At 58.8% G+C, this 17,332-nt stretch carries 12 protein-coding genes and 3 rRNA genes; 13 read left to right on the forward strand and 2 right to left on the reverse strand.

All coding sequences use genetic code 11. From position 1 onward, the window contains the following. Positions 1-107 precede the first annotated feature (107 nt). The 6 genes from LKE28_10045 to recN all read left to right on the forward strand — a co-directional run bounded on the left by LKE28_10045 (position 108) and on the right by recN (position 7,093). Positions 108-3,049: ribosomal RNA gene (locus LKE28_10045) — 23S ribosomal RNA — on the forward strand. 66 nt (positions 3,050-3,115) lie between these two features. Next, positions 3,116-3,229 (forward strand): 5S ribosomal RNA (gene rrf / locus LKE28_10050). Between the two features lie 90 nt (positions 3,230-3,319). Further along, a 5S ribosomal RNA gene (rrf, locus tag LKE28_10055) occupies positions 3,320-3,433 on the forward strand. Between the two features lie 96 nt (positions 3,434-3,529). Beyond that, the gene (locus LKE28_10060) at positions 3,530-4,555 is read left to right on the forward strand and encodes a DegT/DnrJ/EryC1/StrS family aminotransferase (protein MCH3908551.1); all 1,026 of its coding nucleotides are present in this window, start codon (positions 3,530-3,532) and stop codon (positions 4,553-4,555) included. A gap of 11 nt (positions 4,556-4,566) precedes the next feature. Further along, positions 4,567-5,418 carry an NAD(+)/NADH kinase gene (locus LKE28_10065; protein ID MCH3908552.1) on the forward strand — a complete coding sequence of 284 codons (852 nt, stop codon included), beginning with the start codon at positions 4,567-4,569 and terminating at the stop codon, positions 5,416-5,418. Further along, a complete protein-coding gene (gene recN / locus LKE28_10070) occupies positions 5,411-7,093 on the forward strand; it encodes a DNA repair protein RecN (GenBank protein MCH3908553.1) in 1,683 nt (560 codons plus the stop codon). Before LKE28_10065 ends, recN begins: the two co-directional genes overlap by 8 nt. Here recN and LKE28_10075 read toward each other — a convergent pair. Continuing rightward, the gene (locus LKE28_10075; protein MCH3908554.1) at positions 7,035-9,356 is read right to left on the reverse strand and encodes a DUF3536 domain-containing protein; all 2,322 of its coding nucleotides are present in this window, start codon (positions 9,354-9,356) and stop codon (positions 7,035-7,037) included. The two genes, recN and LKE28_10075, sit on opposite strands and share 59 nt — an antisense overlap. A gap of 79 nt (positions 9,357-9,435) precedes the next feature. Here LKE28_10075 and LKE28_10080 point away from each other — a divergent pair, with 79 nt between their 5' ends. Beyond that, on the forward strand, positions 9,436-10,191 hold the full coding sequence (locus LKE28_10080) for a methyltransferase domain-containing protein (GenBank protein MCH3908555.1): 756 nt from the start codon (positions 9,436-9,438) through the stop codon (positions 10,189-10,191). Between the two features lie 3 nt (positions 10,192-10,194). Here LKE28_10080 and LKE28_10085 read toward each other — a convergent pair whose 3' ends face one another. Then, a complete protein-coding gene (locus tag LKE28_10085; protein MCH3908556.1) occupies positions 10,195-11,439 on the reverse strand; it encodes a diaminopropionate ammonia-lyase in 1,245 nt (414 codons plus the stop codon). Between the two features lie 254 nt (positions 11,440-11,693). Between LKE28_10085 and LKE28_10090 the strand changes: the two genes are divergently transcribed. The 6 genes from LKE28_10090 (at position 11,694) to LKE28_10115 (ending at position 17,330) form a co-directional block, all read left to right on the forward strand. Further along, the gene (locus LKE28_10090) at positions 11,694-12,422 is read left to right on the forward strand and encodes a DUF4912 domain-containing protein (GenBank protein MCH3908557.1); all 729 of its coding nucleotides are present in this window, start codon (positions 11,694-11,696) and stop codon (positions 12,420-12,422) included. Further along, on the forward strand, positions 12,419-14,011 hold the full coding sequence (locus LKE28_10095) for a DUF1957 domain-containing protein (protein MCH3908558.1): 1,593 nt from the start codon (positions 12,419-12,421) through the stop codon (positions 14,009-14,011). The genes LKE28_10090 and LKE28_10095 overlap by 4 nt, the downstream gene beginning before the upstream one ends. Before the next feature lie 253 nt (positions 14,012-14,264). Beyond that, positions 14,265-14,717, forward strand: coding sequence for a division/cell wall cluster transcriptional repressor MraZ (mraZ, locus tag LKE28_10100; protein MCH3908559.1), 453 nt, complete (start codon positions 14,265-14,267; stop codon positions 14,715-14,717). Beyond that, positions 14,717-15,604: a 16S rRNA (cytosine(1402)-N(4))-methyltransferase RsmH gene (gene rsmH / locus LKE28_10105; protein MCH3908560.1), complete on the forward strand. Its 888-nt coding sequence runs from the start codon at positions 14,717-14,719 to the stop codon at positions 15,602-15,604. Before mraZ ends, rsmH begins: the two co-directional genes overlap by 1 nt. A 9-nt stretch (positions 15,605-15,613) precedes the next feature. Next, positions 15,614-15,970, forward strand: coding sequence for a hypothetical protein (locus LKE28_10110; GenBank protein MCH3908561.1), 357 nt, complete (start codon positions 15,614-15,616; stop codon positions 15,968-15,970). Between the two features lies 1 nt (position 15,971). Continuing rightward, positions 15,972-17,330, forward strand: a complete 1,359-nt coding sequence (locus tag LKE28_10115) for a UDP-N-acetylmuramoyl-tripeptide--D-alanyl-D-alanine ligase (GenBank protein ID MCH3908562.1) — start codon at positions 15,972-15,974, stop codon at positions 17,328-17,330. The last annotated feature ends 2 nt before the right edge of the window (positions 17,331-17,332 follow it).

Consider the following 17,332-nt stretch of genomic DNA (forward strand, 5'->3'; position numbering starts at 1 on the left):
GCTGGCTAGGGCATCGGCTTTGCAAGCCGAGGGTCGGGGGTTCGAACCCCCCTGCCTCCAGTGGAAGGTTTTTTTACAGTTGAGCGAGAGGACGGGAAGGATGATATGGTCAAGCGAAGGAAGGGTTCGCGGAGGATGCCTGGGAGCCGCCAGGCGAGGAAGGGCGCGGCAAGCTGCGAAAAGCCGGGGGGAGGAGCCGACATCCCGAGATCCCCGGGTGCCCGAATGGAGTAATCCGCGCGGAGCAATCCGCGCGCCGCGGTGCTGAATACATAGGCGCCGCGGGGAGAGACGCAGGGGAGTGAACCATCTAAGTACCTGCAGGAAAAGAAATCAAACGAGATTCCCCCAGTAGCGGCGAGCGAACGGGGAGGAGCCCAAACCGCGGGCCTTCGGGGCCGCGGGGTTGTAGGGGTGCGCCTGGGATTTGGTCCCGGCGCGCGCCGCATGCACAGCGGAACGGTCTGGGAAGGCCGGCCGGAGCGGGTGAGAGCCCCGTACGCGAAGTGGGTGCGGGCGCGCTGGGCGCGCTGCCTGAGTACGCCGGGACACGAGGAATCCCGGCGGAAACAGGGGGGACCACCCTCCAAGGCTGAATACTCGGCGGCTACCGATAGCGTATAGTACCGTGAGGGAAAGGTGAAAAGGACCCCGGGAGGGGAGTGAAAGAGAACCTGAAACCGCGGACCCACAAGCGGTCGGAGCCATGGCGACATGGTGACGGCGTGCCTTTTGTAGAATGAGCCTGCGAGTTGCCGTGCGCGGCGAGGCTAAGGGACAGGAGTCCCGGAGCCGGAGGGAAACCGAGTCCGAAGAGGGCGCGAGTCGCGCGGGGCAGACCCGAAGCCAAGTGATCTAGCCGCGGCCAGGCTGAGGCAGGGGTGGAACCCTGTGGAGGGCCGAACCTAAGTCCGCTGAAAAGGGCTGGGATGAGCTGCGGCTGGGGGTGAAAGGCCAAACAAACTTGGAGATAGCTGGCACTCTCCGAAATAGCTTTAGGGCTAGCGTCGCGCGGACCGCGCGGGAGGTAGAGCACCGGATAGGCGAGGGGCCGTCACTGGCTGCCGAGCTTAACCGAACTCCGAATGCCCGCGCGCCATACGCGGCAGTCAGGCGGCGACTGATAAGGGCCGTCGCCGAGAGGGGAACAGCCCGGACCGCCGGCCAAGGTCCCGAATGCGCGCCGAGTGGGAAAGGAAGTGCGGATGCACAGACAGCCAGGAGGTTGGCTCAGAGGCAGCAACGCCTCCAAGGAGTGCGTAACAGCTCACTGGTCGAGTATCCGCGCGCCGATAATGTAACGGGGCTAAGCGCGCAACCGAAGCCGCGGGGGCGGGCGCCGTAGGGCGTCCGTCCGGTAGGAGAGCATCCCGCATACGGGAGAAGCGGGGGCGGGAGCCCCCGTGGACGGGGCGGGAGAGAGGATGCAGGCATGAGTAACGTGAAAGACGGGTGGGATCCCCGTCCGCCGGAAGCCTGAGGTTTCCAGGGTAAAGGCAATCTGCCCGAGGGTCAGCCGGCCCCTAAGCCGAGGGTGAAGACCGTAGGCGATGGGAAGCGGGTCAACAATCCCGCGCCGCCGGGCGCTTACGATGGGGCGAAGCATTGCGCAGTACGCCGCGGGGCGGCGGTATGCCCCGCCAAAGCCGCGAGGCGCTGAGGGGTCCAGGGAAGTCCGGGCCCCGAGCCGAGCGGTGAGGGAGGGTCCTTACGGGGGCCTGAAGGGTGTGCTGTGCGGTGACGAGAAAGAACCCCTGGGTGCTACGCCCGGGACCGTACCAGAGACCGACACAGGTGGGCGAGCTGAATATGCGAAGGCGACGGAAGAGTTCGCGTCAAGGAACTCGGCAAACTGCATGCGTAACTTCGGGATAAGCATGGCCCCCGCGAGGGGGCCGCAGAGAAACGGCCCATGCGACTGTTTACCAAAAACACAGGTCCGCGCGAACCAGCGATGGGAGGTATGCGGACTGACACCTGCCCGGTACCGGAAGGTCAAGGGGAGCCGTCAGCGCAAGCGAAGCGGCGAGCCCAAGCCCCGGCAAACGGCGGCCGTAACTATAACGGTCCTAAGGTAGCGAAATTCCTTGTCGGGCAAGTTCCGACCCGCACGAATGGTGTAACGATATGGGCGCTGTCTCGACGCGAAATCCGGTGAAATTGAAGTCCAGGTGAAGATGCCTGGTACCCGTGGTTAGACGGAAAGACCCCGTGAACCTTTACTTCAACTTGGCGTCGGCGCGCGGACAGGGATGTGTAGGATAGGTGGGAGGCAACGAAGCGGGGCCGTCAGGCAACGCGGAGCCGCCGGTGAAATACCACCCTTCCCTTTCCGCGCGCCTAACCCGGGCCGCGAACCGGTCCGGGGACTGGGCCAGGCGGGAAGTTTGACTGGGGCGGTCGCCTCCTGAAGGGTAACGGAGGCGCGCGAAGGTCGCCTTAGGACGGTCGGGAATCGTCCGGCAAGCGCAAAGGCACAAGGCGGCCTGACTGCGAGGCGTACATGCCGGGCAGACGCGAAAGCGGGTCTTAGTGATCTGGCGGTGGCGTGTGGAAGCGCCGTCACTTAACGGATAAAAGGTACTCCGGGGATAACAGGCTGATCTTGCCCAAGAGTTCACATCGACGGCAAGGTTTGGCACCTCGATGTCGGCTCATCGCATCCTGGGGCTGGAGCAGGTCCCAAGGGTTTGGCTGTTCGCCAATCAAAGCGGTACGCGAGCTGGGTTCAGAACGTCGTGAGACAGTTCGGTCCCTATCTGCCATGGGCGCTGGACGTCTGAGGGGTCCTGCCTCTAGTACGAGAGGACCGAGGTGGACGGACCTCTGGTGTACCGGTTGTCCCGCCAGGGGCAGCCGCCGGGTAGCCATGTCCGGAAGGGATAAACGCTGAAAGCATCTAAGCGTGAAGCCCCCCCCAAGATGAGACGTCCCCGAGGGTATAACCCTCCTGAAGGAACCAGGGAGACTACCTGGTCGATAGGCCGGGGGTGCAGGCGCCGCAAGACGCACAGCCCACCGGTACTAATCAGCCGTGAGGCTTGGCCATATCATCGTTCCCGCCGTCGCGGGGAGGCTCGGGGGGCGTCCGTCCTGCGGACGGACCCGGAGCCGGCCCGGTGGCCACAGCAAGGCGGACATACCCGTTCCCATCCCGAACACGGTCGTCAAGCGCCTTCGCGCCGATGGTACTGCGGTTCTTCCGCGGGAGAGTAGGTAGCCGCCGGGCCCTTTCTTTTTCCTTCCTGTTTTTGTTTTCGGTTTTCAATGACCGAAGATCTTCGTGGAGCGTGCTCCTCGTGGATGTTTGGTTATTTGTTCCGGTGGCCACAGCAAGGCGGACATACCCGTTCCCATCCCGAACACGGTCGTCAAGCGCCTTCGCGCCGATGGTACTGCGGTTCTTCCGCGGGAGAGTAGGTAGCCGCCGGAATTTTTTTTATCTTTTTCCTCTGACAATATCTGGTGATACTGAATTCCTTGTGGCAACAGAACGAAAGAACGGGTATACTTGCCGGTGAGGAAGCACATGATCCGATTCTACAAACCTACCATTCGAAGAAAAGACATGAACGCCGTCCTGCAGACGATGGTGGACGAAAAGATTGGCCCGGGAGAACGCAAACGGCAATTTGCCGGATTGCTTTCCCAGCAGTTGGGCAAATCGCACTGCGTCCCTCTTCGTTCGTATGTCGACGCGATCCGTTTGTCCTATGTGGCATGCCAGGTCGGCAACGGCTCTCTGGTGGGTATGAGCGTGCTCTCTCCGGAAATCCATCGGTACGCGGCGACGATGCTCGGCGCATCCGTTCTTCTCGGGGATGTGGACCCCGCTACAGGGTGTCTCTCCGCAGATGAAGCGAAACGCCTGGAAGGGGAAGGGTGCTGCTGCGTCATCCTTGATGAACCGGTGGGCATGATTCCCTACCAACAGGATTATTCCTCGCTTTCCGTTCCTCTGATTGAAGATGTCACCCAAAGCATCGGTTCTGTGTATGATACGGAGAAAGCGGGATCGCGGGGAAAGATCCTCGTCTCCGCGTTCGAGGAACCGGATGTGATCAGCGCGGCGGGGGGTGCGGCCATTCTGACCAATGACCAGAAGATCCGCGACGCGGTGCTTTCGTCCATCGCCAGCGTCCGGCCGTTCATGGAACTGCCGGATCTCAACGCGGCGTTGGGGATCATCCAATGTGAGACGTTTCCGGAACAATTGGAGAAACGGCGGACGTTCTACCGGTTGTTCCAGAAAGGATTGCTGAAGACCCACCACAAGCTGTTCGGCATCACCAACCCGGAATTCGAGATCAACGGCTACGGGTTCGCCGTCCAGCTTGATTCGAAGATTGAAGAGGTGATGGATTTCGCCACCCGCTATCAAGTATCGACACGAAGAACGTTCGCCTCGTGCGTCGGTGCCGACAAGGTGGAGGATTTCGACCATTTCCCTGTGGCGATTCCTGCCATCCTCCGGTGTGTCTCGTTTCCCATTTACCCGTTCATCAGCCAGGCAGACAGTGATGTGCTGCTGAAAGTAATCTCCCATCTCCCATAAAGGAACATGTCATGGTAACCCATATCCTGATCATCGCGAACTGGAACAAACCGGAAAGCCATCCGCTGGCGGCGGAGATTTCCCGTTACATCATCAGCAAAGGGCTGATCTGTTCCATTTCCATCACGTCGGACGACGTCAGGGATCTGATCGTGCCTCCTGGCACCGATCTTGCCATCAGCCTTGGCGGTGACGGGACGGTGCTGTACTGCGCCCGGTTCCTGCATGATCTGGGAATCCCCATCATGGCGGTGAACCTGGGCACATTCGGGTACATCACCGAAGTGGGCAAGGATGAATGGAAGGAAGAGCTTGAGTTGTTCCTTGCCGGGAAGACCAAACTCTCACGCAGGCTGATGATCCGGGTGGAAGTGGTCCGCCAGGGCCGGAAAGTGTTCCAGTGCCATGGACTGAATGAGATGGTGGTCACCTCCAGCGGCATCAGCAAGGTGGTGAACCTCTCCGTAAACATGGATGGGGTGTTCGGCGGGATCTTCCGCGCTGACGGCATCATTGTCGCAACCCCGACCGGATCCACCGGCTACAGCCTGGCGGCCGGCGGTCCGATCCTGGACGCCGGTCTGTCCGACCTGATCGTCACTCCGGTCTGTCCGTTCACCCTGTCCAACCGGCCTTTGGTCGTTGACGGGGAGACGGAGATCTCTTTGGAAGTGTTGCCCAAACAACGGACCGGTCTGATGCTGACGGTGGACGGACAACAGAATTTTCCCCTCCATGAAGGGGATGTGATCACCGTGGAGAAGGCGCGCAGCAAAGCGTTGATCGTCTCCAGCGGCAAACGCTCCTACATCGAGGTGATCAGGGAGAAACTCCACTGGTCACGGGGAGGGTTCCATGCTTGAAAGCCTTTCCATCCGACATTACGCGCTCATCGATGACGCCCAGATCGAATTCGGTCCGGGTGTGACCGTCCTGACCGGTGAGACCGGAGCGGGGAAGTCAATCATCATGGGGGCGCTTTCCTTGCTGTTGGGGGACAAGGCGGAAAACCAAGTGATCCGCACCGGTTGTGACTCCGCATCGGTCAGCGCCACCTTTTCGTTCACCAATCCCTGGGAAGCGCTCCGTCACGCGTTGGATGAGATGGGGCTCTCCCTGGAAGACGGGGTTTTGGTGCTCTCCCGGACGTTGAAATCCAACGGACGGTCGACGATCACCATCCAGGGCGTGGCGAAGACCCGCTCGGAACTTGCTCTGCTTGGATCCCTTTTGGTGGATGTCTCCGCCCAACGTGACCATCAAAGCCTGTTTCTGCCCGCCAAACAACGCGATGTGCTGGACGCTTACGCCAGGGATGAAAAGGAACGCGTCGCCTATCGCACCCATTGGGATGCGTTGCAGGGACTCCTTCGGGAGAAGGATGAACTGACAACGGCGCTGAAGGACGCGGTACGGGAGACGGACTATCTTTCCTTCGCCGTCCAGGAGATCGAACACGCCGACATCAAGGACGGTGAGGATGAGGCGGTTGCCGAGGAAGTCCGGGTCGCCGGCTCGTACGAACAGATTCATACCCGTCTGGAGACGGTGGAGTCGCTGTTGGGCGGGGAGGGTGAGAGCAGGGGTGCGGTGCTTTCCCTGAAGGACGCGGCCAGGGAGATGAACGGCGCATCCCGTCTGGATGCTTCCCTTGCCGAATTGGCATCCCGATTGGAGAGCGCGTCCATCGAATGTGATGATATCGCCGAGACCATCCGCGACCGGCTGGGGCGGATGCGCTTCAGCCAGGAGAAGCTGGATGAACTGCAGGCGCGCCTTTCCCTGTTGCAACGACTGAAAAAGAAGTATGGACCGACGCTCTCCGATGTGCTTGCGTTTCTTGACGCATCCCGCCGGAAGCTGGACGCAGGTCTTCACGGACAGGAACGCCTGTCCGTGATTGAGAAGCGGATCATTGACGAGGAACACCAGTTGGCTGCGGCCGCTGAGGCGCTTACGTCCCGTCGGATGGCTGCCGCCAAGGACCTGGCAGCCAAGATCCAGAAAAACCTGCGTGTGTTGGGGATGGAAAAAGCGGTGTTCACCATTTTGGTGCAGCCTGCGGAGCGTTCCGCCTGGGGGGCTGATGACATCTCCTTCTCCCTGTGCGCCAACCCCGGCATGGAAAGCCGACCCATCGCGGAAGTGGCCAGCGGAGGCGAATTGTCCCGTGTCCTGCTGGCGTTGAAGACCACGTTGGAAGCGGATGATGAGGTGGGTACGCTGGTGTTTGACGAGATTGACGCCGGCATCGGAGGGGCGGTGGCGCTTTCCGTCGGAGGACAGCTTGCCCGTCTTGGAGCCGGGCACCAGGTGATCGTCATCACCCACCTGGCTTCCATCGCCGCCATGGCGAACGGACACCTGGTCGTTTCCAAAGAAGTGGAAAACGGCGCTTCCTATACCCATATTCGTCCGGTACACGGGGATGAACGGGTCAAGGAGATCGCGCGGATGCTCAGTGGCGATACGTCAGAGATCAGCCTTGCGCACGCTCGAGTGTTGGTGCAAAGTTCAGGTCATATCCTAGATTCCTGACTTCCTCCGAGCAGGTTCCGCAGAGGGCGGGGAAGATCACTTCCTGCAACTGTGTCAGATCTGGTTGGACGCCTTCTGCGCGCACCATGGAAAGAAACTCCTTCAGAGTGACGGCGAATTCGTCGTCGATTGTATTGTTTCGTCCCATCAGTACTTGGGTGATCACCGAAATGCCGAAATTGACCAATGCGGCAAGCCGTTCCTTGTCCACAGCCCGACGGGAGTGCGAGACGAAACGGGTCAGGCGGAAGAACGCCTCCTTCACTTCCATCCAATTGTCCTGCCGGTAACGGAGGAAGATGCTGACCAAGGCGTTGAACGCCAGCCCCATGGTCTGAACCTCCACCAAAGGATCCATCGGATAGGGGCTGTCATCGGCGAAATATCCGAATTTCTGGATTTCATCGGCGATGCGCATGATGTCTTCGTAGGGAAGGGTGGCGAAATCCATCCCGACTTTCTTGTTGAAGTAGATGAACATCGATTGCGGGATGGATGCGTTGGTAACCGTCTGTTGGGAGATTTTCTTTCCCATCCGGTCGGTGATCGTCACCACCAGGTTGATGATCCCGGACCCTTGGGGTGATTTGTCTTCCACGTAGGCGTTCCAATGGGTCAGCAACTCCGTGTCGTACAGCAGGAACGCCGGACCGTCGGCCGATTCCAACAGGTAGTTCCCATACCGTTTCTCCCCATCTCCGAACCGGGCGGCGAGATGGAAGAACAATGTCGCTTCCGTCATGCCGGACAGCTGCATCCATTCCTTCGCGGCGATGGTCATGCCGTTGCCGTCCTGGGGACGGTTGCATTTGGCCTGCTGCAGGTCGATCAAAAAGGAAGGAAGCACCGCTTCTCCGGTCAGCTCCTGGTACAGGGAGACGGACATCAGCGCGTAGGCGATGTTCTGACGAGGCTCGATGCCTCCCAGGTCGGAGAAGAACCAACCGCAACTGGTGAACGAATACATGGAGAACATGTAGCAGACGAACATACCGGCAAGTTCCTGCCGGTTCGCCTCATCAAACGGATGGGTTTCGTTCAATTGGTCCAGGAACGCATCCATCGTCATCTGCTTCGCGGCGACCGGTCCGAAGTGGGAGAGGATATGGTGCAGGTCCACTCCTTCCCCAAACACCCGGCCGACCGTTTCCTGGCAGAGCTCCATCACCTTGGCGTGCATGGTGCGGAACGCCGTGCGAAGGGGAAGGCGCCATTTCTGGTTCCAGCCTTCCTCACCTCCGGTGTGGCAACCACAGTCCTTGTACCAACGGGAAACGCCATGGACACAGGACCATGAGGTTCCTTTGTCGTCTTCTCCTGGCAGAAGGACGGCGTGCCGCTTGGCCGGATGATTGGCCAGATAGGTGGCATAATTGGTAAAGGTGAAGTCTGACCGGCTCTCCACTTTCTTGATCAAGGCGCAGAGGGCCATGTCACCGAACGGTTCATGATGTCCGTAGATCTCCCCGTCGGTGGCCGTATGGATCAGACGGGTGTTGTCGCTTGCCTTGATGGAAAGCAGCTGGTTGTACAGATTGTCGGCGTCCCGGAGCAGATGCCCGAAACTGATGCCTCCGGCAAGACCTGGATGATAGAAGAACGCGCTGACGGTGCCGCCTTTCTCTCCGGTAAGGATGAACGGCTCGTCGTAGGGAGCCGGTTTGCCGGAGAGATCGATCATGTCGCCATGGGAATCCTCGACGCTTTTGCACTGCCACGGTGAGAGAATGACGAACTTCACGCCACAGGAGGAGAGGATGTCGATCACCGCAGGGTTGATCGCCGCCTCCGGGCACCACAGCCCTTCGCTGTCACGTCCGAACCAGGTACGGAACGCCTCCAGCCCCCATTCCACCTGGATCCGGGCATCTTCGGGATCATCCAGCGGAAGAATGGTGTGGTTGAACCCCTGGGCGATGGCGTTGCCGTGTCCAAGCCGTTTTACGCTGTCTTTGTCCGCCTGGATGATCGCCTCCATGGTGGCGGGATGGTTCTCCTCCATCCAGGAAAGAAGGGTCGCTCCGAAGTTGAAGCTGATATGTGCGTAGTTGTTGCTGATGCTCTCGATCTGACCGGTCGAGTTGAGGTATCGGCTATGCGCGTTTGCCCGGTAACAGGAAGCCCAGATGCGTTCGTTCCAGTCACGATACGGAGCTGCGCTGTCCTGCACCTCAACGATGTCCGTCCTGGGGTTTTCCCGGGGCGGCTGGTAAAAGTGGCCATGGAGGATCAAATCTGTCGGGTATGTCGTTGGAGTATTCATGAGTATTTGTTTTCCCATCATACCATGAAGCGATGCGCTTGTCTGCAATTCCTTTGTCGTTTTGCTGTATACTGCCCGCATGAACAAATCCTGGAATGCGCAAGAGTACCAGAACCAATGCATGTTCGTCCCTTCTTACGGGAAGGGATTGTTGCCTTTGATGGGGGATGTACGGGGAAAGACGGTGTTGGATATCGGATGCGGCAGTGGAGTTTTGACTGAGGAAATCCACAAGATGGGGGCCGTCGTCCACGGCATCGACGCATCGGTTTCGATGATCGCGTTGGCAAAGTCCCAGTTTCCCGATCTTGACCTGAGCGTCGCCGATGCGTTGTCCCTTCCGTTTCAGGACGCCTTCGACGTGGTCTTCTCCAACGCCGTCTTCCACTGGGTGGAAGGGGGAAAGCAGCAAACGTTGCTCAGCGGGGTGCGGAAGGCGCTCCACCTTGGCGGGACGCTGGTGTGTGAGATGGGCGGAAAAGGATGCGGGGAATCGGTGCACCATGCCTTGTCCGAGGGGTTCGCCCGTCGGGGTTTCCATTATGTGCATCCGTTCTATTTCCCCAGCATCGGGCAGTACGCCCCGATTTTGGAGGCATGCCACCTGCAACCAGTGTTGATGCAATGGTTTCCCCGGCCGACGAAGATGAACGGTCGTGACGGGCTGAAGAACTGGATCTCCATGTTCGTCACCGCGCCGTTCGCCGGCATGGAAGAAGAGATGCGCCAAACCATCATCCAGGAGGCGGAAGACCGCCTCCGGAATCAGTTGTTTGATGGTACGGACTGGATCATCGACTACACACGGCTCAGGGTCGTCGCCACGGCCGTCTGACCGCTATCGCTGCGTCCAGTATTTCTTCGGCACGGGGTCGCATCCGTCCCAGATGATCTGCCGGAAGTGGGTGGGGTCGGTGTTTCCCTCCGTGTTGAGGAACAGGATGTGGCTGTCAGGCCCGATCCCCAGGGAATCGACCAGTTCTTCAGCTTTCGGCTCGGTCATCAGAGAGTAGAACGCCCCAAGCGTGATTGCCCCGCTTTCGCCGCTGATGATGAACTCGTCCCCCTTGAGCGGAACGGCGTAGATACGCATGCCACGCGCCGCCACGTAATCGGGAACCTTCATGAACACGTCGGCGTCTTCCTTCAAAATACCCCAGGCAAGCGGACTGGGATCCCCGCAGGCCAGGCCCGCGCAGATGGTGTCCAGATCCCCGGTCACCGAATGCGGTTTGCCGTCATTGGCAAGGGCGGATGCGTAGATGCACGCCGCCTTCTCCGGTTCCACCACGACGCATTTGGGCGGATTGTCCGGGAACAGGGCGTGATAGAACCCGACGACGGAGGCCGCCAAGGCTCCGACGCCTGCCTGGACAAACACGTGGGTGGGCTTGATCAACCCAAGTCCGGACAGTTGTTCCTGGGCTTCCAGCAGCATGGTGGTGTAGCCCTGCATGATCCAGGTGGGGATTTCCGTATAGCCGTCCCACGAAGTGTCGCTGATGATCTCCCAACCATATTTCTTGGCGTCAATGGCGATCTGCCGGACGGCGTTGTCGTAGTTGCCGGGAATCACCTTGACCGTCGCGCCATAACTCTTGATGGCGTTGATCCGTGCCTGGGACGTTTCGCTGTGGACGTAGATGACGCATTTGTGCCCCAGTTTTCCCGCAGCCCAGGCGATGCCCCGTCCATGGTTGCCGTCCGTCGCGGCGGCGAAGGTCAACGTGCCGGTCTTCGCTTTGGCTTCCGGGCTGGTCAGATAGGCATAACTCATTTTCTCGTCGCTGATGCCCAGCCGTTTCTGCAGGAACCGGAACAGGGCGAACGAGCCTCCCATCACCTTGAAGCTGTTCAGCTCCAGGCGCTGTGACTCATCCTTCACGTAGATTCCGCCCACTCCGAGCATGTGCGAGAGGGAGGGGAGGCTGACCAGGCGGGTGAGATTGTACCCGGGAATCTGGCGATGGAACGCCCGCGCGATGCGGGCCGTTTCGATGGGGAACATCGCCTTCGCCTGGGTGATGTCCTTGTGCTGATGGCTCCTGATGATCCAGGAAAAATCCAATTGCTCTGTTTCCATAGGTTGTTGTCCTTCTTGGTTGGTCATTCTATCATAGAATGGAATCAGAAAGTTTTCAATATGCTCAGTATCAAAAAGAAGAATTGCTCATATCATCAAAAAGTGTGAAAATATCTGAAAAATACCGTGATTCGTGTGATAGCGTGTAACTACCGTGGAACGCTTGTGCGGAATCAGCCCCCGATGACTGAATTGTTGACTAGTTCTTGCTTTTTCCCTACAGTTATCGTAACAACACACAAGGGGAACGCCACATGGTTTTGATTCATCTGGAATTGTTGTCGGACGCTGAACTTCGGTACATCGCCCGACAGGAAGGCTTTTCCGATTGGGAGAGTCTGGACCGCGATGAGCTGATCGAGCAACTCCAGGAAAAATATGAGGATGAAGACGACCAAAACCCGATCGCGCGGGATACGGTAAGCCAGAAGCGTTTCCTTACATCATTGACCGACTTTGGTTCTCCCGACAAGAAGAACGGCATGCTTCCCGGACTGGAAGAGTTGCCGAAAGCCTATAACGAGACTTCCGTCCATCTGCTTCTGCGTGACCCCCAATGGGCGTACGCCTACTGGTCCCTCTCCGCGGCGACCAGGACGGAGATCACCTCCGAGATGGAGAACCCGGAATTGCTTCTCAGAGTTTCGATGCATGATCCCCAGAGTGGGGAGAAAGCTTCGTTCGACATCTCCATCGGCCTTGCCGATGACCAGTGGAACATCAACCTGCCCCGGCTGGGGGGCGTATACGGTGTCTCGATCCTCTGGCGCAAGGCGGATGGATCGACCATTACGCTTGCCCAGTCAAAAACAGTTGAGACGTTCCCTTCCTATTGGGAGGAACACTACGACGAGATCTCGATGGACAAGGACAAGTTCAACGTGATGTTCTCGTCGGTGCTCTCCAATGAAGGGGAGGTCGCCGATAATCCGATGCTTCGTTCCGTGGCGCGGATCCTGAGCAAAGGGGTGCTTGAATCATGAAACCAACCAATGTCGCCATTGTCCTCAACGCCCATCTGCCGTATGTCCGTCATCTGGAGTATCCTCGCTTTCTTGAGGAAGACTGGTTGTATGAGGCGATCAGCGAGACGTATCTTCCGCTGGCGCGGATGCTGGCACGGATGGCCCATGAGCATTATCCCGTCAAACTGACCATCAGCATGAGTCCCACGCTGACCTGCATGCTTGCCGACGAACCACTGCAGCAACGGTTCATCTCCTATCTGAACATGCACAGGGAGCTGGGGGAGAAAGAAGTCCGCAGGACGGAGACGGAGCAGCCTGAATACGCCGAAATGGCCCGGTGGTACCTGAACCGGTACCAGCAGAACCTGGATGATTTCGAGGCGTGCGGGCACAACATCCTTACCCTTTTCCGCAGGTTGGAGGAGGAAGGGGTGGTGGAGTTGATCACCACCTGCGCCACCCATGCATACCTGCCGTTGTATCAGGAATATCCCCAGGCGATCAACGCGCAGATCGAACTGGGCATCCAGTCCCATCTGAACGCGTTCGGCCATATCTCACGTGGCTTCTGGCTGCCGGAGTGCGGATACTTCCCCGGTCTTGAACAGTATCTGAAAAGCAAAGGGGTCTCTTGGTTCCAGACGGCCAGCCAAAGCATGCTGCTCTCTCCGGACAAGGTGGAGGACGGTACGTTCCGTCCGGTGCGCTGCCCCAACGGCCTGGTGGCGTTTCCCCGGGACTATGAAGCGACCAGTCTGGTGTGGTCCAACACCAGCGGGTATCCGTGCGATCCCCGCTACCGTGAGTTCTACCGGGATATCGGCTATGATCTTCCGATGGACTATATCGGTCCGTACGTCGAAGAAGATGGAAACCGTATCTTCACCGGATTCAAGTACTGTGCCATCACCGGGGCGGGCAATGAGAAACGGCCGTACCGGCTTTCCGAAGGAAGGATGCTGGTCAAGGAACACGCGGCGAATTTCCTGTACAACATCACCAACAAGAACTCCCGCATCGCCCGGACGATCGGCATGGATCCGCTTTCCACGCTCTGTTTTGACTGTGAGCTGTTCGGTCACTGGTGGTTCGAAGGCATCGATTGGCTGGAGGAAGTGCTCCGCCAGGGATGCCAGGGAGAAAACCACGTGGCGTTCATCACCCCCACACAGTTCCTGGAGTCAAATCCCGATCTGGAGACTGCGCGGCCGGCATTCTCATCCTGGGGGCAGGGCGGGTTCAGTTCCACCTGGCTTGATGGATCGAACGCGTGGGTGTACCGGCACATCCACCAGAGTCTGGAGCGGATGGGCGAACTGGCCGAGCGTTTCCCTGACCAGATCAGCCTGAAACGGCGTTTCCTCAACCAGGCGGCCCGCGAAGTGTTGCTTGCCATGGACAGCGACTGGCCGTTCATCATGTACCACCGCACCGGCGGGGCGTATGCCCAGAAACGGCTGGAAGAGCATCTGCAGAACTTCAACGTGGTGTACAGCAACATGTGCAAGAACGCCGTGAACACCGAATGGCTGGTCAAGGCGGAGAAGAAGGATGTGATCTTCAAGGACATCGATTACAACATCTTCGCCCCCAAACGCCACTGAGCGCACCCTTCTTTCAATGAGCCCCCAGGTGGGGCTCTTTTTTTTGTCTCTGTTGGCGCCAGAGTTTCTCTTTTTCCGTCTATTTTCTCCTCTGTGTAAACTTTCGTTAAGTGGAAAAGTCGCGATTTCTCTCGGACAACCGGAAAAACGCCCATGACCGTCCTTGTGCCTTGGTGGGGCGAAGTGTAGATTATTGGTAGAAAGTGGGAGAAAATCCCATTTTGTTGGCGTATCAAGAGGAGATTGTGGGAAGATGCTGACGGGTGAATTCAGAGTCACCATTGACGAAAAAGGCCGCATTCTCATCCCGTCCCGGCTTCGGGTGGAGATGGATGGGGACGGTCTGTACGTCACCCGCGGTCTGGAGAATTGTCTTTGGATGTTCCTTCCCCAAGGTTTTGAAAACCTGATGCGCACCATCATCAACGGACCGGGAGCGGTGTTCAACGCCAACAGAAGGTTGCTCCAACGGAACATCATCAGTCCCGCCCAGCTCTGTGAAATTGACCGCAGCGGGAGGATCAACATCCCGCCGACACTCCGTGAGTTCGCGAAACTGGAATTGAAGGAGGAGTGCACCCTGCTCGGCTCGGGAACCTATCTTGAGTTGTGGAACACGACGGCGTTTGACGCCTACCTGACGGCGATGGATCCGAAGTTCACCCAGGCCGCCCAGGAATTCGGCGATACCTTGGGAGGTGTGTGATGGAATTCGTCCACTATCCCGTGATGCATGCCGAAGTGCTCTCATATCTGGTACCCACCCGGTCCAACGCCGAGATGGTCGACGCGACCACCGGGGAGGGCGGGCACACCAAACTGTTTCTGGAGACTTATCCGGATCTGCACGTCACCGGTCTTGACCGGGATGCCGGCATCCAAAAGAAAGCCATCGAGCGGCTCAAGCCGTTCGGAGCGCGCTTCACCCCGGTGAACACGTGGTTCGACACGTTCTTCACCGACTACCACGGGCCTCTGCTCGATCTGGTGCTGTTTGACCTGGGAATCTCCTCCTATCACTTTGAAGAATCGGAACGGGGCTTCTCGTTCCTGAAGGATGAGTCGCTTGATATGCGGCTGGATACCACGGCGGCGAAAACCGCCGCCGATGTGGTCAACGGATATGACGAACAACGGCTTGCCGATGTGATTTGGAAGTACGGTGAAGAACGGTACTCCCGACGCATCGCGAAAGCCATCGTTCTGGCACGCAAGCGTGGCGGAATACGCACGAGCAACGAACTTGCCCAGATCATCTGGGAAGCCGTCCCTCCGCCGTACCGGTATGGACACATCCATCCGGCGACACGCTCGTTCCAGGCGATCCGCATCGAGGTGAACCAGGAATTGGACCGCATCACGCCGGCAATCCGCGGGGCGGTGGCCGCCCTTCGGTCCGGAGGGAGGCTGGCGGTCATCAGCTTCCATTCCCTGGAGGACAGGCCGGTGAAATGGCTGTTCCGGGAACTGGCACAAGGGGAGGCGCCAACGGTACGTATCCTGACGAAAAAACCGGTGGTGCCCAGTGAAACGGAAGATGCGGAAAACGCACCGTCACGGAGCGCAAAGCTGCGCGTCGTGGAAAAAGTGTAGGAGGACGACATGAATTCGTTGATCGATCGTGATTTTGATGTGAATGACATTTCGCAACCCATAGAGAAGGGCCATGAAGCCACCGTCTCAAAGTTCAGTCATGCCGTCGCCATCGCGATGCTGGTCTTCATCTTGGCGGTCGTCTTCGCCGTGGTCTGGATGGAAGGGGTGGACCATACCCTGCAGACCGACGTAACCGATCTGGAGTCCCAGATCTCCCAGCTTGAGGAGCAGCACCGGTCACTGCGCGCCCGTCTGGCCATCCAGGGGATGCCGGAGGATCTGGTGCGGAGGGCCATTATCGAAGGGGTGACGTTTGAGCGCATCGACGCCCCGGACATCCTGCTGGTGGGCGGGGAGGGCTGAGATGAAGCTGTCCGTCGCGTATGATTTCAAGGAAGCCGCCCGCATGCTGGGCGCCATCCGGACCATCGGTGAAGGGTCGGTGATCACTTCGGTGGAGACTGACTCCCGTTTGGTGCGTCCCGGTTCCCTGTTCGTCGCGCTCGCGGGTTCCGTCTGCGATGGTTCCCGCTACCTCCCCCAGGCAAAGGCGGCCGGAGCGGCCGCCGCCGTCGTCTCCCAACATCATGTGGACCAGACTGTTGTTTCCGTCGGATTGCCGCTTATCATCGTGGACGATTCCCTCAAGGCGTTGTGGAAGTTCTCCCACGCCCATCTGTCCCGGTTTTCCGGGGTCACCTATGCCGGCGTCACCGGTTCTTGTGGAAAAAGCACCACCAAAGAGGCGCTTTCCGCCATCCTGTCCCAACAGGGACGGACGGTGAAGACGCCGGGAAACCTTAATTCGGAAATCGGCATGCCCCTTTCCGTGCTTTCCGTAGGGAATGGGACGAAATACGGGGTGTTCGAGATGGGTGTCGACCATGCCGGCGAGATGGACCACATGTTTTCCGTGCTCAAGCCGGACGTGGGTATTCTGACCAACATTGGCATCTCCCATCTGGAGAAATTCGGTACCCGGAGCGCCATCGCCCATGAGAAAGGCCGTCTGTTCCACAGAGATATCCAGGCGGGATTCATCTCCCGCGGCTGTCCGTTCATCCGTCAGATCGAACGGGAGAGCGGCATCATGCTCCGTTCGTATGACCTTTCGTCGCTGCATGCCGCGGACCGGGGGCTTTCCGGATGGGACCTTGTCATTGGAAATCACCCCTGCCACGTCAACGCCGTAGGCGCGCACCTCCTCTCCGATATCGCCGGCGCCGTCGAAACGGCCCGGTTCCTTGGGGTGGCGGATGACGCCATCGCCGCGGGACTGGAGGGATTCACGCCCATGGAAGGACGTTCCACCGTGCTTTCCGGTGGCGTGACGATCATCGAGGACTGCTATAACGCCAGTCTGGATTCCACGCGTTCCATTCTGGAATGCGTCAACGCGCTTTCCTGGAACGGCCGCAAGAAAGCGGTGTTGGGACCGATGAAGGAACTGGGCTCGGAGAGCCGGAAGGCCCACGAGGAGATCGCCCGGAAAATCCTCCATTCGGACATGCATTCCGTCTTCCTGTTCGGAAAAGAGACGGAGGATGCCTATCTTCTGCTCAGACGGGCCGGTTGGAAAGGGGAACTCTCGTTCACCGAGGATTTCGCCACGCTGGAGGACGAAGTTGCCTCTTCCGCCAGCCACGGAGATCTTTTTCTGGTAAAAGGCTCCCGAGCCGCGTCCATGGAGCGGTTGATTCCACTGCTCAAGGCTGCAGGATGAGG

This window comes from Sphaerochaeta sp., assembly GCA_022482495.1.
Lineage (GTDB): Bacteria > Spirochaetota > Spirochaetia > Sphaerochaetales > Sphaerochaetaceae > RUG023.

What these genes read in the sequence shown, in the direction of transcription:
- LKE28_10060 (MCH3908551.1), top strand. Translation starts at nt 3,530, where the DNA reads ATGATCCGATTCTACAAACCTACCATTCGAAGAAAAGACATGAACGCC.
- LKE28_10065 (MCH3908552.1), top strand. Translation starts at nt 4,567, where the DNA reads ATGGTAACCCATATCCTGATCATCGCGAACTGGAACAAACCGGAAAGC.
- recN (MCH3908553.1), top strand. Translation starts at nt 5,411, where the DNA reads ATGCTTGAAAGCCTTTCCATCCGACATTACGCGCTCATCGATGACGCC.
- LKE28_10075 (MCH3908554.1), bottom strand. Translation starts at nt 9,356, where the DNA reads ATGAATACTCCAACGACATACCCGACAGATTTGATCCTCCATGGCCAC.
- LKE28_10080 (MCH3908555.1), top strand. Translation starts at nt 9,436, where the DNA reads ATGAACAAATCCTGGAATGCGCAAGAGTACCAGAACCAATGCATGTTC.
- LKE28_10085 (MCH3908556.1), bottom strand. Translation starts at nt 11,439, where the DNA reads ATGGAAACAGAGCAATTGGATTTTTCCTGGATCATCAGGAGCCATCAG.
- LKE28_10090 (MCH3908557.1), top strand. Translation starts at nt 11,694, where the DNA reads ATGGTTTTGATTCATCTGGAATTGTTGTCGGACGCTGAACTTCGGTAC.
- LKE28_10095 (MCH3908558.1), top strand. Translation starts at nt 12,419, where the DNA reads ATGAAACCAACCAATGTCGCCATTGTCCTCAACGCCCATCTGCCGTAT.
- mraZ (MCH3908559.1), top strand. Translation starts at nt 14,265, where the DNA reads ATGCTGACGGGTGAATTCAGAGTCACCATTGACGAAAAAGGCCGCATT.
- rsmH (MCH3908560.1), top strand. Translation starts at nt 14,717, where the DNA reads ATGGAATTCGTCCACTATCCCGTGATGCATGCCGAAGTGCTCTCATAT.
- LKE28_10110 (MCH3908561.1), top strand. Translation starts at nt 15,614, where the DNA reads ATGAATTCGTTGATCGATCGTGATTTTGATGTGAATGACATTTCGCAA.
- LKE28_10115 (MCH3908562.1), top strand. Translation starts at nt 15,972, where the DNA reads ATGAAGCTGTCCGTCGCGTATGATTTCAAGGAAGCCGCCCGCATGCTG.